The 16,386-nt window shown below is 44.9% G+C and carries 18 protein-coding genes; 16 read left to right on the forward strand and 2 right to left on the reverse strand.

All coding sequences use genetic code 11. The features are described from left to right. The first annotated feature begins 55 nt into the window (after positions 1–55). From CHA6605_RS34465 to CHA6605_RS22835, 12 genes are all read left to right on the forward strand, one after another. Complete coding sequence (locus CHA6605_RS34465; RefSeq protein WP_157260077.1) at positions 56–193, forward strand: hypothetical protein; 138 nt, start codon at positions 56–58, stop codon at positions 191–193. A gap of 116 nt (positions 194–309) precedes the next feature. Continuing rightward, the gene (gene rpsK / locus CHA6605_RS22785) at positions 310–705 is read left to right on the forward strand and encodes a 30S ribosomal protein S11 (RefSeq protein ID WP_015161736.1); all 396 of its coding nucleotides are present in this window, start codon (positions 310–312) and stop codon (positions 703–705) included. A 155-nt stretch (positions 706–860) separates the two neighbouring features. Beyond that, positions 861–1,844 (forward strand): DNA-directed RNA polymerase subunit alpha, encoded by a 984-nt coding sequence (locus CHA6605_RS22790; RefSeq protein ID WP_015161738.1) that lies wholly within the window; start codon positions 861–863, stop codon positions 1,842–1,844. 268 nt (positions 1,845–2,112) lie between these two features. Further along, complete coding sequence (gene rplQ, locus CHA6605_RS22795; protein ID WP_015161739.1) at positions 2,113–2,463, forward strand: 50S ribosomal protein L17; 351 nt, start codon at positions 2,113–2,115, stop codon at positions 2,461–2,463. Positions 2,464–2,504: 41 nt separating this feature from the next. Then, positions 2,505–3,347: a tRNA pseudouridine(38-40) synthase TruA gene (gene truA / locus CHA6605_RS22800; RefSeq protein WP_015161740.1), complete on the forward strand. Its 843-nt coding sequence runs from the start codon at positions 2,505–2,507 to the stop codon at positions 3,345–3,347. Between the two features lie 282 nt (positions 3,348–3,629). Then, entirely contained in the window at positions 3,630–4,082 is a 453-nt protein-coding gene (gene rplM / locus CHA6605_RS22805) for a 50S ribosomal protein L13 (RefSeq protein ID WP_041549815.1), read from the forward strand. A gap of 2 nt (positions 4,083–4,084) precedes the next feature. Further along, complete coding sequence (gene rpsI / locus CHA6605_RS22810) at positions 4,085–4,492, forward strand: 30S ribosomal protein S9 (RefSeq protein ID WP_015161742.1); 408 nt, start codon at positions 4,085–4,087, stop codon at positions 4,490–4,492. A 187-nt stretch (positions 4,493–4,679) separates the two neighbouring features. Continuing rightward, positions 4,680–4,928, forward strand: a complete 249-nt coding sequence (gene rpmE, locus CHA6605_RS22815; RefSeq protein ID WP_015161743.1) for a 50S ribosomal protein L31 — start codon at positions 4,680–4,682, stop codon at positions 4,926–4,928. 281 nt (positions 4,929–5,209) lie between these two features. Continuing rightward, positions 5,210–6,724, forward strand: coding sequence for a leucine-rich repeat domain-containing protein (locus CHA6605_RS31990; RefSeq protein ID WP_015161744.1), 1,515 nt, complete (start codon positions 5,210–5,212; stop codon positions 6,722–6,724). 227 nt (positions 6,725–6,951) lie between these two features. Next, the gene (gene prfA, locus CHA6605_RS22825) at positions 6,952–8,049 is read left to right on the forward strand and encodes a peptide chain release factor 1 (protein WP_015161745.1); all 1,098 of its coding nucleotides are present in this window, start codon (positions 6,952–6,954) and stop codon (positions 8,047–8,049) included. 236 nt (positions 8,050–8,285) lie between these two features. After that, entirely contained in the window at positions 8,286–8,666 is a 381-nt protein-coding gene (locus tag CHA6605_RS22830; protein ID WP_015161746.1) for a PCRF domain-containing protein, read from the forward strand. Next, complete coding sequence (locus tag CHA6605_RS22835) at positions 8,663–9,121, forward strand: macro domain-containing protein (RefSeq protein WP_015161747.1); 459 nt, start codon at positions 8,663–8,665, stop codon at positions 9,119–9,121. The genes CHA6605_RS22830 and CHA6605_RS22835 overlap by 4 nt, the downstream gene beginning before the upstream one ends. Positions 9,122–9,226: 105 nt before the next feature. Here CHA6605_RS22835 and smpB read toward each other — a convergent pair whose 3' ends face one another. Beyond that, on the reverse strand, positions 9,227–9,700 hold the full coding sequence (smpB, locus tag CHA6605_RS22840) for an SsrA-binding protein SmpB (protein ID WP_015161748.1): 474 nt from the start codon (positions 9,698–9,700) through the stop codon (positions 9,227–9,229). A gap of 456 nt (positions 9,701–10,156) precedes the next feature. Here smpB and murC point away from each other — a divergent pair, with 456 nt between their 5' ends. The 4 genes from murC (at position 10,157) to CHA6605_RS22860 (ending at position 14,601) form a co-directional block, all read left to right on the forward strand. After that, positions 10,157–11,590 carry a UDP-N-acetylmuramate--L-alanine ligase gene (gene murC / locus CHA6605_RS22845; protein ID WP_015161749.1) on the forward strand — a complete coding sequence of 478 codons (1,434 nt, stop codon included), beginning with the start codon at positions 10,157–10,159 and terminating at the stop codon, positions 11,588–11,590. Positions 11,591–11,755: 165 nt separating this feature from the next. Then, positions 11,756–12,763, forward strand: a complete 1,008-nt coding sequence (gene murB, locus CHA6605_RS22850) for a UDP-N-acetylmuramate dehydrogenase (RefSeq protein ID WP_015161750.1) — start codon at positions 11,756–11,758, stop codon at positions 12,761–12,763. Positions 12,764–13,037: 274 nt separating this feature from the next. Continuing rightward, positions 13,038–13,379, forward strand: coding sequence for a YbaB/EbfC family nucleoid-associated protein (locus tag CHA6605_RS22855; RefSeq protein ID WP_015161751.1), 342 nt, complete (start codon positions 13,038–13,040; stop codon positions 13,377–13,379). 160 nt (positions 13,380–13,539) lie between these two features. Next, complete coding sequence (locus CHA6605_RS22860; RefSeq protein WP_015161752.1) at positions 13,540–14,601, forward strand: potassium channel family protein; 1,062 nt, start codon at positions 13,540–13,542, stop codon at positions 14,599–14,601. 95 nt (positions 14,602–14,696) lie between these two features. Here the strand turns inward: CHA6605_RS22860 and CHA6605_RS22865 are convergent, their stop codons facing one another. Beyond that, positions 14,697–16,223 (reverse strand): MBOAT family O-acyltransferase, encoded by a 1,527-nt coding sequence (locus CHA6605_RS22865; protein WP_015161753.1) that lies wholly within the window; start codon positions 16,221–16,223, stop codon positions 14,697–14,699. Between the last annotated feature and the right edge of the window lie 163 nt (positions 16,224–16,386).

Raw genomic sequence — 16,386 nt, forward strand, 5'->3', positions numbered from 1 at the left:
CTTCTCTATCAGATTTAATGATAGCTAGTCGGCTGGTTGCTCCTCGCCAATTAGCGTGTCTATAACTCTTGCCATAACTGAATATTGGCGCATCTGGCAACTGAAAGAATCAGCGGACGATTATACTACCGGACGCAGCTTCGATCCAGCCAATCGCTCGTTGACACATCGAATTCGACCGCAGTGGATATAAACATCGATCGATCCATTGATATTTTCTAAATACGATGGAACGCCGATGGCGATCCCAACAGACCGCAGTGGATTAACATCGATCACCTCATTGATATTTTCTAAACATAGACCGACATGGCTCGACAACCTAGTAAAAAGACTGGCCCCAAAAAGCAGAAGCGCAACGTTCCGAACGGAGTAGCTTACATCCAGTCCACATTCAACAACACGATCGTCACTATTTCTGACGCCAATGGCGATTGTATCTCCTGGGCTTCTAGTGGCTCTAGCGGATTCAAAGGCGCGAAAAAAGGTACTCCCTTTGCCGCTCAGACAGCCGCAGAAAGTGCTGGCAAACGGGCGATGGATCAAGGAATGCGGCAGCTTGAAGTGATGGTCAGCGGGCCTGGAGCGGGTCGTGAGACTGCGATTCGTGCGCTCCAAGGTGCAGGGTTAGAAATTACCCTAATCCGCGATGTCACTCCAATTCCTCACAATGGCTGCCGTCCTCCAAAACGGCGCAGAGTTTAGATACAATTTGGGATTTGTAGGCGCGACTGTAGCCATTGCTACTAATCGTACTTACGAATTGGAAATTGTTAGGTTAGAAAGAGATAGTATCGCTGCAAGGCGATCGTCTGTAAAAAGTTTAAATGTAAGTACAAACTGGGTAGGGAGGTCACTCTGTGGCGCAGTTTCAGATCGAGTGTGTCGAGTCTAAGACCGAGTCAAATCAAAGTCAATATAGTAAGTTTATTCTAGAACCGCTCGATCGCGGGCAAGGTACCACGATCGGTAACTCGCTCCGGCGGGTATTGCTGTCCAACTTAGAAGGGACATGCATTACAGCGGTTAGAGTAGCTGGATTAATTAGAGACGAAAAAACTGGCGTCAAACCCGGTACGGTCAATCACGAGTTTGCTACCTTAGTCGGCGTCCGGCAGGATGTGTTAGAACTCCTGCTGAACATGAAAGAGGTCAAGCTCAAAAGTTACACCTCGCAGCCGCAAATTGGTCGCTTGAATGTAACTGGGCCTGCTGAAGTGACAACTGCCGATTTTGAGTTGCCTTCTGAAGTAGAAGTTGTCGATCCCAACCAATATGTAGCTACCGTCGCTGAGGGTGGCAAATTGGAAATGGAATTTCGGATCGAGCGCGGCAAAGGCTATCGCTCCGTAGACAAGTTCCGCGAACAAGGTCTAGCAATGGATTTACTCCAAATCGATGCTGTCTTTATGCCTGTAACTCAGGTTAACTACAGTACCGAAGATGTGCGGATCGATGGCGCAGTCGAAAAGGATCGACTGATCCTCGAAATCTGGACTAATGGTAGCCTGACACCTCAAGAAGCATTGAGCGAATCTGCCAAAATTTTGGTCGATCTACTCAATCCGCTCAAGGACATCAGCTTGGAATCTTTCCAACCAGAATATCCAGACGAAGAAGATCCCTCCAACCAAATTCCGATCGAAGAGTTAAATCTCTCTGTTAGAGCCTACAACTGCTTAAAACGCGCGCAAATTAACTCAGTCTCCGATTTAATGGGTTACACCCAAGAAGACCTCTTAGAAATTAAGAACTTCGGCCTCAAGTCGGCAGAGGAGGTGATAGAAGCACTGGAAAAGCGATTGGGGATCAAACTACCCCACGATAAATCAGTAAAAGTCTGAGGCATCGGGGGCACAGGACTAGCAACTCGGCAGAATGTTCGTCTCGATCCAATACTGTTCGGTTAGACAATTAGACAGCAGTTTCAACCGCTGTTAAGGTTGCAAAGTCCGCCTACGCGGACTAAAACTCAAGCAAATAGTCGCTTAACCAAACTGCATTGCATCTCGATCGAGACCATTTTACCTAGATTGCTCTTCCCACTCTTGTCCCAAGGTAGTGCGATCTCAACCACAAGTTCACACCAAATTAAAATTAAGGAAAAATACAATGCGTCATCGCTGCCGCGTGCCCAAACTGGGCAAGCCAGCCGACCAACGGAAAGCCCTGTTACGGTCTTTGACGACCGAACTAATCCGCCACGGTCGCATCACAACCACTCTGGTCAAGGCCAAAGCCATGCGTCCAGAAGTTGAGAAAATGGTTACCCTCGCCAAATCTGGCACTCTTGCCGCTCGTCGTCAAGCTCTAGGTTATATCTACGACCAAAACCTGGTCCACGCTTTATTTGAAGAAGCCCCCGAACGTTATGGTAACCGCCAAGGTGGTTACACTCGCGTCGTCCGCACGGTACCGCGTCGCGGTGACAATGCAGAAATGGCCATCATCGAAATGATGTAGAGTCGAGCTTGAGTAAATCGCTACCTGTTATTTGTGATTCAATGGCTGCAAAAAACCACAAACTCATAACTAACAGTAAACCCCAGCGCATTGCTCTAGTCATTCAATACTCAGGTACCCACCTGTATGGCTGGCAAAAGCAACCTCAAGGACGTACCGTTCAGTCGGAAATCGAACGGGCGATCGATAATGCCATTAGGCGACCCGTCAGCATCTATGGTGCCGGACGTACCGATAGCGGCGTTCATGCGGCAGCTCAAGTCGCTCACTTCGACAATCCGAGCGTGATTCCCGCCAATAGTTGGGCCGCAGTCCTCAACTCGCGGTTGCCCGATGATATTGTCATCCGTGCTTCTGCTCCAGTTGACGATCGTTGGCACGCGCGCTTCTCCGCTAGTTACCGACGGTATCGATATACCATCTATACGGCAGCACAACCCAACTTGTTCGTGCGACCCTATAGTTGGCATTATTATCAACAACCGCTGGTTATCGAGCGAATGCAAGCGGCTGTAGCCCCAATGCTGGGAACCCATCATCTAGCGGCATTCCATCGGACGGATTCGGGTCGATCGCATTCTTGGGTGGATATTCAGGATGTCAGTTGTCACCAGTCGGGAGACTTCGTTCAGATCGAAATTCAAGCCAATGGATTTTTGTATGGAATGGTACGCCTGTTGGTCGGACTGCTGATTCAAGTCGGAAATGGCGATTTATCGATCGCTGAATTCACTAAAATCTGGCAAACCGAACAACGCTCGCAAGTCAGACATTCCGCCCCTGCGAAGGGTTTATGTTTGCTGCGAGTCGGGTATCCAGATTTTCCCTTCCCTAAGTCAGTCTGGTACGATACCCAACCGCAATTTTTATTGCCGACAACTTAGGGATACTCACATCTTGTAACAATGCATACAGACTAGTACAAACATAGATCTGAGGGTACCCACAAGGGGCACCCCTACAGATTAATTGTGTAGGGGTGACCCTTGTGGGTACCCTGGGTCTAAACTAAGCACTGGTATGTTTAAACTGGTGCAAGACGTGAGGATATTTATAAGTGTTGGGTTTGGCGATCGCTACCCAACTGCAATTCTCACTAGTCATAGCTACTCACTCATCGCTGTTGGGTGTCGCTATGCTCCCAACCTACAACTGATACTAAGATCGTGGAAAAAACCTACTTACCACCAACTAATAATACTGCTGATGCCAAGTGGTACATCATCGATGCTGCCGACCAACGCCTCGGTCGTCTAGCTAGCCAAATCGCCATGGTACTGCGGGGGAAAAATAAGCCCACCTTTACTCCCCACATCGACACTGGAGACTTCGTAATTGTCATCAACGCTGAAAAAGTTGTTGTCACTGGTAAAAAAAGCACTCAGAAGATCTACAGAAGACACTCTGGTCGTCCCGGCGGGATGAAAACAGAAGTTTTCTCGAAATTGCAAGTGCGCATCCCAGAGCGGATTATCGAGCAAGCAGTTAAAGGGATGTTGCCTAAAAATTCAATGGGCAAACACCTATTCACCAAATTGAATGTCTATGCAGGTACCGCCCATCCTCATGCGGCACAACAACCTGAAGTTCTAGTCATCAATACTACTCCTGGAGCATAATTATGGAAGCAACTCAACAACGAGCGGTATATTGGGGTACGGGTCGCCGGAAATCCTCGATCGCCCGCGTCCGTCTCGTCCCTGGCACTGGTAAACTAGTAGTCAACGGCAGAACTGGCGAAGACTATTTCAACTTTCAAAGTGGCTACATCTCCGCAGCGAGATCGCCCCTAGAAACTCTTGGTTTAGAAAGCGAGTACGATATCCTGGTTAACGCTCATGGTGGCGGTCTAACCGGACAATCTGATGCTGTTAAACTGGGTGTAGCGCGCGCGTTGTGCGAACTCGATCCTAACAACCGCAAACCCCTGAAAGTTGAAGGTTATCTAACTCGCGACCCCCGTTGTGTCGAGCGGAAAAAATACGGTCTGCACAAAGCCCGCAAAGCTCCTCAATACTCGAAACGTTAAATCTCTTGTTGCTTGTTGTTTATTGCTAGTTAGTCTCACGCAATTAAATAAACAACAATCAGCAAAAGATCGAAAGATCGTCGGTTTCTAAACGAACAGTTATTTAGAGCTTAAATTTACTTGTATTTAGTGGTAGTTCTAAAAACTTCCCTAACACCTAACACCTAATACCTACCCCCTAATTCAGATGGCAAAAGCTGATATTCATCCTACTTGGTACCCAGAAGCCAAAGTTTATTGCAACGGTGAAGTTGTAATGACTGTTGGTTCTACCCAACCAGAACTTCGCGTTGACGTTTGGTCTGGCAATCATCCCTTTTATACTGGCACTCAGAAGATTATCGATACCGAAGGTCGCGTCGATCGCTTCCTTAAAAAATACGGGATGTTGGATACTACTGCTCCCGCTCCTGAAGCTACCGAAGAAAAAAAATAGCTCGAATAATCTTAGAAACCTAGGGGTGCGATCGATCTGATTTCGCGCCTCTAGGTTTTTCGATTTTTAAAAAGTGGATGGAGTAATACCAAATCCGATGGTTTGCAAAGACTTCTCGTGCTAGTGGAATCCTTTGGCCCTCACCCCGCCAGATCCTGCGGCTCTGGCTCCCCTCTCCCAAGTTTGGGAGAGGGGTTGGGGGCGAGGGCGAGATTTTTACCAACCGGATTTAGTGTTACTTGGTGGGCTAAACGACAGACTCAAAATAGAGATGTAGTCAGATGAGCGCGACAACAGCAGAATTAGCACGACTAATCGAGAGGATGACACCGAATTCTACGGTGCTAGATCTGCGCGGCTATAAACTCGAAACTCTGCCAGAAAATATTGGCAATCTCACCCATTTAACCAAGCTCAATCTCAATGGTAATCGTCTCACCAGCTTGCCAGAGAGCATCGGCAATCTGACTAATTTAACCGAACTCTACCTCAACGGTCATAAGCTAACAAATCTACCCGAAAGTATCGGCAATCTTGTCAATTTAACTAGACTGGATTTGAATGGCGATCGTCTTAATGGCTTGCCAGAGAGCGTTGGCAATCTTACTAATTTAACCGCACTATATCTAGACGGTCATAAACTAAAAACCTTACCAGAAAGCATCGGCAATCTGACTAATTTGACAAAGTTGGCTTTGAATGGTGGTTTTCTACATTCTCTACCAGACAGCTTCGCCAATCTTATCAACTTAACAAAATTAAAACTCGGTAATAATCAGTTCGATCGCATACCAGATATCCTTTTTTGTCTACCCAGACTCAAGAAAATATATTTACGTGATAACCCTTTAAATGATATATCTAATCTAAAACATATTCCCAAGCTAAGTATTTTCAATTGCGGTTTACAATCAGAATTTAAGATATATAGAAAAATAGACACTACTCGAATTGATGCTGGAAATCAATATTTAGACTTTATCTTGTCAGATTTAGATAGTTTCACAAATGTAATTCATAGCAGTTATGGTTCGCGTTGTATTTATATAGATAAGGATGCTGCTCATGTATTCGTGCAAGAGACAATAGATGGCTTTTTATCCTATTTAAGTAAATTGCCGAAATTAAAACATTTCTCTTGGGGTGCAGGTATCTACCCACCATCCGTACACCCAATTGTAGATCCGAAAGATAAATGGAATTTGAGGTATGGTGAAGCAAGAATATATTTTTCTTCTTGGTTAAGCTCTGGTGACTTATCTATATCTGCTCAACACCTACAATACTTGCCAGATAGTTTATGTGGCTTGAAATGCCTAAAGTCTATACGATTTGGATTAAATTCTCTGACGGATTTATCTATTTTGAATCAATTACCAAATTTAAGTCGTGTTAACTTCCTTGAAACAGATCTACCACGTCGCTATTGGACTAAGTTGAGTGAATGGCAGCCAGAATGGTTGTTAGATGAAAACAATGCTGAAATCAGACGCAGGATCATCGATCTATTCGGCTATGAAAAAATCTGCGAAGTACTCAACGCAACAAAAATTGATACTTGGCGAGAATATATCTTATTGAAGATAGAAAATTCTCAGCCAGTTTTTGAACGAATAGGATTAACATGGCCTCCGAAACCCGTGGGTAAAGAACCGATCGCATTATTGAAGATGACTTGTCCGTCAACCGGACACGTTCATATGCTGAGGGTGCCGCCAGATATGACTAGTGCGGAAGAGGCGATCGTTTGGGTCAATCATGGCATTCATCCCGATCGATTTACCATCCAGACATAATGTCCACTCTAGCTTCAATACTGTAAATTATTTAACTACTATTATTAACTCATATGCGATTATTTATTCTTTATCATTTCTATCACTTCTAGCGACTTAACTATCGATGCTAACCATAATGTTGGGTTTCGCAAGGCTCAACTCAACCTACATCCTTTAAATTCTCTTTGGTGCGTTACGTTTGCGTGATAACACACCCTACCCTCTATTTTCTACCCCCTAGACTCATGGCAGAATCATATTTACTCGATAAACTCAAATCCGTCGAACAAACATTTCACGAACTCACCCGCAAACTCGGCGATCCAGATATTGCCAGAGATGCCAGTGAAATGCAACGGATCGGTAAAGCTCGCGCCGCACTCGAAGAAGTGGTCGAAACCTTCGATTTATGGAAACAAACTCAAGAAGATTTAATCGGAGCCAGACAAATTGTCAAAGAGTCGGGCAACGATCTCGAACTTCAAGAAATGGCATCTATAGAAGCAGGAGAACTCGAAGCTAAAAGCGACGAACTCGAACGCAAACTCAAAGTTTTACTATTACCAAAAGATCCTAACGATGATAAAAATATCATGTTAGAAATTCGCGCTGGTACTGGTGGCGACGAAGCGGGAATTTGGGCGGGAGACTTGGTGCGGATGTATTCCCGCTATGCGGAAACCCAACACTGGAAAGTTAAGCTAGTCAGCGAAACATTGGCAGAAATGGGCGGTTTTAAAGAAGCCGTCCTCGAAATCCAAGGCGAACAGGTATACAGTCAACTCAAGTTTGAAGCTGGTGTCCATCGCGTCCAGCGGGTACCGCTAACCGAATCTGGCGGACGCGTACACACATCCACCGCAACGGTGGCAATTATGCCCGAAGTCGATGAAGTCGAGATCTACATCGATCCTAAAGATATCGAAATGAGTACCGCTCGATCGGGTGGTGCTGGCGGACAAAACGTCAACAAGGTGGAAACGGCGGCGGATTTATTCCACAAACCGACGGGAATTCGGATCTTCTGTACCGAAGAACGTTCCCAACGGCAGAATAAAGAACGCGCGATGCAAATCTTACGGGCGAAGTTGTACGATATCAAACTGCGCGAGCAGCAAGAAGAAGTAACATCCCTTCGTCGCTCTCAAGTTGGAACGGGTTCTCGATCGGAAAAAATCCGTACTTACAACTATAAGGACAACCGCGCCACGGATCATCGCTTAGGCCAAAATTTCGGTCTGGAGCAGGTGTTATCTGGCGATCTGGAAAATGTCATCCAAAGTTGTATTTCGCAGGATCAACAGGAGCGTTTAGCCGAGTTAGCAGCCTCGACAGGTGGCTAATGAAGGATATTTGCTCCGTTCAGGCACCGCCCTGAACTATAAGTTCGGGCTAATAGCAAAAGTCCACTGAAGTGGACTGACGGAAATCTTTCAGTCCACTTCAGTGGACTTGAGCTATTAGCCCCTGCTTGGTGCAACACATGCGGAGGGAACCTCCGCGTGATTGCATCCGCAAATTCATTTGAGGGCGGTTCTCAAACGAAGCTAACAATGGTATATCGATCGCATTATTAAATATGCTAGATCCACATTCACTACAAAAATTGAGATCGATCGAGCAAAATTATGACGAACTTATAGCCAGACTCCAGTCGCCGATCGATCTCAGTTATGAAGATCTGCTACGAACACATCAATCTATTACCAATCTTGAAGAAACTGTAAATAAGTTTAGGAATTGGCAGAAAATTCAATTAGATTCGATCGAAATAGAACAAGTTTTTCGAGACTCGGAAATCGATCGCGAACTTTACGACCTGGCAAATATTGAAGTTTTGAGTCTTCAGCAAAAGAGCTTAGAATACGAACGCGAACTTAGAATCCTGTTGCTACCAAAAGATCCTCATGACGATCTGAACGTCATTATGTCAATGAGATCGATCTCTAAAAACTTATGAACATCATACGCGGCGATCTGATTGAATTAGCCAAAGCAGGCATCTTTGATGTCATCATTCATGGCTGCAATTGTCAATGTCGAATGGGGAGGGGAATTGCTTTAACCATCAAACAGCAGTTTCCTGAAGCCTACGCCGCAGATTGTCAGACAGAAATTGGCGATCGCAATAAGTTAGGCACTTTTACTTCTGTAGATATCGATAGAGATGGGTTTAATTTTACGATCGTCAATGGTTATACCCAATTTCATTGGCAAGGAGAGGGAGTTTTAGCCGATTATGATGCGATTAGATCGGTGTTTCGATCGGTCAAACAAAAATTTGCAGGTAAACGAATTGGGTACCCAAAAATTGGTGCGGGTTTGGCTAAAGGCGATTGGGAGATAATTGCTGCGATCGTCGAATCAGAATTAGCAGGCGAAAATCATACCTATGTGGAATTTGTGAGCCAGTAGTTGTAATCTTAAGGTCGCCCGAAAATTTGAGGTAGGGGTAATTCATGAATTACCCCTACCTCAAATTTTAGAGCGACCGCATTGTATGGCGCGATCGATATCCCGTTAACCCCGTTTCATTGCTCGATCCATATCGCGTTTATCGTCTCTCTTCTTGAGATCGTCGCGCTTGTCGTGGAGCTTCTTACCGCGAACTAATGCCATCGTTACCTTCACCTTGCCCCGCTTGAAATACATCTTCAACGGGACTAGAGTTAAACCCTGTTGCTCGACTTTGCCGATTAGCTTGCGGATTTCGGCTTTGTGCATCAGCAGTCTGCGGGTGCGTGTGGGTTCGTGATTGAAATATGCGCCCGTTGTATTGTGGGGCGAAACGTGGGCATTTAACAGCCAGATTTGTCCCTGGCGCAACAAGCCATAGCCATCCCGCAGGTTTGCTTTACCCGCACGAATAGATTTTACCTCTGTCCCTAGTAATTCGATCCCCGCTTCGTAGGTTTCGAGGATTTCGTACAGAAACCGGGCTTGCCGATTGTCGGCAACAATTTTGATACTGTCTGATTTTTCTTTCTCGCTCATACTTATATTTTACATCGACCAGCGCGAGTGGATCGAGTACCCTAATCTGAATATTTCTAGTTACACCTAGATTTTTAGTACCAAAAAAATATAACTTTATCTAAAGATATGGACTATTTTGTGAAATTTGGTATAGTTAGTTCCATTCGATCGAAATCGATCTTCTCCTGCTAAATACTGGATACGAGCATTAATTTATACCAGTACATTGGTAGGCTCAACTCATTCCACAATCTGTTAAAACAACGGAGATCGGCAGAACTTAACTGGTGGAAGTCTTTGGAGATCGAAGGTGTTCGGTCGGGATCGGTTTCGGTCTTTCTCGGCGGACGAGATTATACAGGTTCTAGGTTCGAGCGGTTGCGCTAAGGAATTTAGATCGGAAATAAACAATGTATTGGTATATGATAACGCCTGTTGCTACGACCCGCTCGATCGGGCTGGTGAGGAAATATTATGGGTAATTCTATCGATCTTAGCGGTCGTCCGGTTCATTTTATCGGGATTGGGGGGATTGGCATGTCAGGACTGGCATACGTTCTAGCCAGACGTGGACTGCCTGTTTCGGGTTCGGATCTGCGATCGACTAACATCACTCAGAAGTTGGCAGCAGAAGGGGCGCACATTTTTTTAACTCAGGAAGCTAGTAATTTAGAATTTTTCGATCGCCATCCATCGGGACAAACGCCGCAGATCGTTTGTTCGACGGCGATTGGCAAGTCAAATGGCGAACTTAATGCCGCACTCGAACGCGGATGTCCGATCTTTCATCGATCGGATGTATTAGCAGCATTGATCGGTGAATATTCGAGTATTGGAGTCGCGGGTACTCATGGCAAAACAACTACCAGCAGCATGATTGGCTATCTCCTCGTCGCGGCTGGTGTCGATCCGACAATCGTCGTCGGTGGTGAGGTTACGGCTTGGGATGGCAATGCCAGAATCGGAAAGAGTGAATATTTTGTCGCTGAGGTCGATGAGTCTGACGGCTCTTTGGTCAAACATCATCCCAAGATTGGTGTAATTACCAATATCGAGCTGGATCATACCGACCATTATAAGAGTTTAGAGCAGACGATCGAGACCTTCACCAAATTCAGTAACCAATGCCAGATCGTCATCGGCTCGGTAGATTGCCAAATTGTGCGCGATCGAATCAAGCCGATGATTTCTTATAGCAGCGAACCAGGGCGGGTAGCGGATTATACTGCCGACAATATTCAGTATCATTCTGCCGGAACTTCTGCCCAAATATATGAATATGACAAATTATTGGGCACTCTAAAGTTAGGGGTTTTAGGCAACCATAACTTGAGTAATGCACTAGCGACGATCGCCGTCGGTCGGAAGATTGGTTTAGATTTTGAATCGATCGCGTCTGGGTTGGCTACTTTTAATGGGGCCAAACGACGTTTTGAACTTAAAGGATACCAGAATGATATTACCTTTATCGATGACTACGCTCACCATCCCAGTGAGATCCTCGTCACACTCAATGCCGCGCGACTGCGCGTTGGTGCCGAGCGTCGAGTGGTAGCAATCTTCCAACCGCATCGCTACAGCCGTACCTTAGAATTTTTAGCAGAGTTTGCCCAATCTTTTAAAGATGCAGATGTAGTTGTGATTACCGATATTTATAGTGCGGGAGAGGAAAATACTGGAGCCATTAGTGGCGAGAAAGTAGTTACCGAAATCGGTCGTTATCACGATCGGGTTTGCTATCAACCAAATCTCGAAGCTGTATCGCAATTTCTCACGCAGAATCTCCAGCAGGGTGACATTTGCTTGTTCCTAGGTGCGGGGAATCTCAACCAAATTATCCCTGGGATCGTAGATTTTTACCAGGCTAAGGCGCGGGACGCACATCTTACCACTATCGCTCTATCTTAGAGATTTAGTGTATTATCAGTGTTAATTTATCTGCAAACTTAGCAATTATGCAATTGTAAATGTAGCTTATGGTTCTAACAACTCGCTCGCTCTGAATTCTAACGTTTGAGACTGCTGCGCTTGAGACTAACCCCCGATTTCAACCACCTACCTTACTTTTCCACCATGACACTTTCCAAAGATCTTTCGAGCAGCATCAGTGCCAAAAAATTGCCCATTGTCAATACGCAAGCTCAGCAGTCAGTGGAAATCGCTACCAATACTGATGATGATTTAGAAATTCCAACTAGTTGCTCGATAATTCGAGCGGATGTATCTCTCAAGGGTTTAACAACTTGGAAAGTCGGTGGATTAGCTCAATGGTATCTCGAACCTCGCACGGTAGAGGAGACACAGCAGGGGTTGGCTTGGGCTAAACAAAAGGAGTTGGCGATTACAATTATTGGAGCCGGATCTAATTTACTAATTAGCGATCGCGGTTTGCAGGGTTTAGTCATTTGCACTCGCCATCTGCGGCATGTGAATACTCAGCTCGACAGCGAGACGCAAACGATCGTCGCAGATGCGGGTAAAATGGTCGCTAGCCTCTCTTGGCAAGCTGCACGCAGGGGGTGGGGTGGCATGGAGTGGGCAGCCGGGATTCCAGGCACTGTCGGCGGTGCCGTGGTAATGAATGCTGGCGCACATGGGCACAGTACCCAAGAGATTTTAGTCAGTGCTGAAGTACTCAACCTCGATGGCACGATCTCTACATTGAGCGCAGCCGACTTAAATTACAGCTATCGCACTTCCAGTCTTCAATGTGACTCTAGAATCGTCTTAAGTGCAAAATTCCAACTCCAAGCAGCCGGAGATCCCGAAGAAGTCAAAGCGCGCACTTTCCGCGATCTCGAAAAACGTCATAGCAAGCAACCATACGATCGTCCGAGCTGTGGTAGTGTTTTCCGCAATCCCAGCCCCCTGTATGCCGCAGCTTTAATTGAAGACTTAGGATTAAAAGGATACCGTATCGGCGATGCCGAAGTATCCAGGCTGCACGCTAACTTTATTATCAATCGCAAAGATGCCACAGCCAGCGATATCCGCGCACTAATTTATTACGTTCAACGCCAAGTCAACGCCCGACACGGGATCGAACTGGAACCAGAAGTTAAAATGTTGGGAGAATTTTAGGCTTTAGGCTTTAGGTTTTATTAGGGTGGGCATTGCCCACCAGCTAGGTTTTAGCCATTATTTATTTAATAAACATTTGCACCCACCTAATTATCGCGATCGCTAACCTGGATTTGGGTAAAATGAGTAAAGTAGGCTAGGCTGTATGAGAAATTTCTTTACCTAAAGCCTAAAGCCTAACCCCTAATTTAGAAACTGACGGATACCCTCACCCCCGAACTCCCTGACTCCAGTAAGATGGGATATTGTTTAGATGGACTAAAGATTAAAGATTATGACTAAAGGACAAGGATTTGGTGGCTTCGGTCTTGGTAAGATGAAAGAGCTTGCCGATGCATTTAAAAAAGCCCAACAAGTACAAGAAGACGCGAAAAAGCTCCAAGAGGAATTGGAGCAAATGGAAATTGAAGGACAAGCAGGCGATGTGACTGTGACTTTGAGCGGGAACCAAGAACCACGCAGAGTGAATATCGGTGCCGATGCTGCTGCCAAAAGCCCAGAAGAACTCTCGCAACTAGTTCTAGATGCCATGATGGATGCTTATGACAAATCCACCGCTACCATGCGCGAACGGATGGAACAACTCACCAGCGGATTAAATATTCCTGGATTGTAACCTCGATCGCCAGTGAGTGATGGATGAGAGGGGATAGATAATATGGGTATTGCTGGGCTAGATGAAGTCAGTAATACCCATCTTTAGTTGATAGTTGATAGTTAATAGTTGATAGTTGATATAGGAAGCAAGCGTCCCCCCATCCCCCGTCCCCTCCTGAATGGATTCTGCCGAACAAAAGTATCGTCGCATCAGAACCGAGCTACAAATAGGTGTTTTCGCCCTAGCATTAGTATTTATTGCTGGTACGCTTTGGTATAGTCTCATTGAAGGCTGGCACTGGCTAGATGCAGTCTATATGACCACCATTACCCTCACGACAGTAGGATATGGCGAGACTAATCCACTGGGATCTCGGGGGCGGATCTTCACCATTGTCCTAATTTTGGCAGGAGTGTTGACTATCGGTTATATCGTCAATCGGTTTACCGAAGCGATCGTCGAAGGCTATTTTATCGAAGGTAGAATACTCAAGCAACAACGAAAATTCGTGGATTCTTTAGTAGAACATTTTATCATCTGTGGTTTTGGCAGAATCGGGCGGCAAATTGCCACCGAATTTGCCGCAGAAGGGACAAAATTTGTTATTGTTGATGCTAACAGCGAACAAGTCAGAATAGCGCAGTCAGAGGGGTACAATGCGATTCAAGCAGATGCGACTCTAGATGAAACACTACTGAAGATGCGAGTTCGACAAGCGACTTGTCTGGTGGCGGCTCTGCCTTCTGATGCCGAAAATCTCTATATCATCCTATCTGCCAAAACTCTTAATCCCAACATTCGTGCCATTGCCAGAGCGAGCAACGAAGAAGCCGTGCTGAAGCTCCAGCGAGCAGGTGCAGATAAAGTAATCTCTCCATATATTACTGGTGCCAGACGAATGGCTGCTGCGGCTCTACGCCCCCAGGTGATGGATTTTATGGATGGGATTGTGGATAGCGATCGCTCGTTTTATATGGAAGAATTTTTAATCGATGCCCAAACTTGTCCGGTAGCTGGTTTATCGCTCCGTGAGGCGAGATTGCGCTCTCAATCTGGTTCGTTGGTATTGGCAGTCAGACGGCAGAATGGTACGCTGATTGTCGGCCCTACCGGAGAGACAATAATTATGGGTGACGATATGTTGATTTGTATGGGTACGGCAGATCAATTGCGGGTATTGAATCAAATTTTAGATCCGCTGACTTCGGCAAGCGATCGAGGTTCTCTTAATAATAATTGATAATTGTATTTTGAGGATGAGAGACATAAGCCGCCGCTCGAATCCGATTTATCAAGACTTGCTGCGCTGGGTGTGAGTTCACGATCGATAAAAGCTTAAAAATCAAAATAAATAAATCCTAAGCTCTCGGTTGGCGATAATAACCATACAACATATAAACATAGCGGAATTAAAAATAACTTTACAGGCCAATTTAGACTTACTTTTAACGATCGATCGAATCCATAAGTGACGAGTATAGCAGTCGTAATTCCTACTAAAATTAACAAAACCTGACTATCTGCCAAATGTAGATTTTCGACATAAATTTTATTAACAAACTGAGCGTCGCGCGGATGACCCCATAAACGAGCAAATACGAGATTGGACTGTTGGGTATTTGGCAATCTAAACCAAATCCAAGTTACAAACACTAATAATTGAGTCAACAACCAACCGGATAAATGTCCCAACCAACTGCTCCAAAATTTGGTAAGTGCATCGATTCTTTGTGAAAGGGCGTGCGTCAGGCGATGGACGACTAACGCGATACCGTGGATGACTCCCCACACGATATATCCCCAGTCAGCACCATGCCAAATCCCCGAAATTAACATCAGTGTAAACAGATTTAGGCAAGTGCGGAATAGCCCTAAGTACGAACCACCCAAGGGAATATAAATATAGTCGCGCAACCAATTTCCCAAACTGATATGCCACCGTCGCCAGAAATCAGCAATACTGACGCTCATATAGGGAAAGTTAAAGTTAGTGGGGAGATTAATTCCAAATAAAATAGACGTCCCCATGACGATATCTACATAGCCGCTAAAATCTAGATAGATCTGTAAACCGTAAGCAAAAATTGCCAGCCACAAATCGATACTACCCGCTCGATCGATTGTATTGGGATCGAAAATTAATCTGACGATTACTGCTAAATTATCCGCAATTAAGGTCTTTTTAAGCGCACCGCTCGCAATCAGCCATCCTGCTTCAGCTAACCGTTCGATTGACGGAAATTGTAAATTATTGAGTTGGGGTGCAAATTGATGGTAGTGAGTAATCGGCCCCGATACTAATTTAGGAAAAAATGATTTGTAGGCAGCATATTTTAGTAAATTTCCTGTCGCTGGACTACCTTTATACACATCGATCAGATATGCCGCAGATTCAAAACTCAGAAAGGAAATTCCTAGTGGTGGTAAAAAATTTATTTTCATCCACATTGCTAGCGGTTGAAGCTCTAATGGATTTATTGGAGCCGCGAGCGTCAATAAAAATGGGATATATTTTGCGGCAATTAGTAATAGAATATTGAATGATATACCAACTATCAATAATTGTCGTCGCTGCTTTTTTCCTCTCGGCAGCCACCGCTGAAAGTAGTCTTCATCGAGCCAGCTTTGAATGTCTTTGTACTCAATAATTTGACTGTCTAACAAAATTTTCCCGATCCAGTAATTTACCAATATCATCGTTAAAATGACTGGAAAATATTGAATTTGCAAGAAAGAAATATAAAAGAAGATACTAGAAATTACGATTACCCACAATTTCTGATTTTGGGTCCTCGCTATCCCCCAATAACAAAACAAAGTTATCGATAAGAAGATAGCATAGTTAGAGGATATAAATTTCATGTGCGGTAATACTTAAAAGTTGAAATACTCACGTCGCTCTCTTATTAAGTAGATAGATACAATTATTTGTAAATAGATTATTCATGAAATCTAGATGGGGAGCACAGATCGCCCTACTTTCGTACTTACGGAAACATCGATGTTAGGTATTGCCCATCCTACT

Source organism: Chamaesiphon minutus PCC 6605 (assembly GCF_000317145.1).
GTDB classification, from domain to species: Bacteria; Cyanobacteriota; Cyanobacteriia; order Cyanobacteriales; family Chamaesiphonaceae; genus Chamaesiphon; species Chamaesiphon minutus.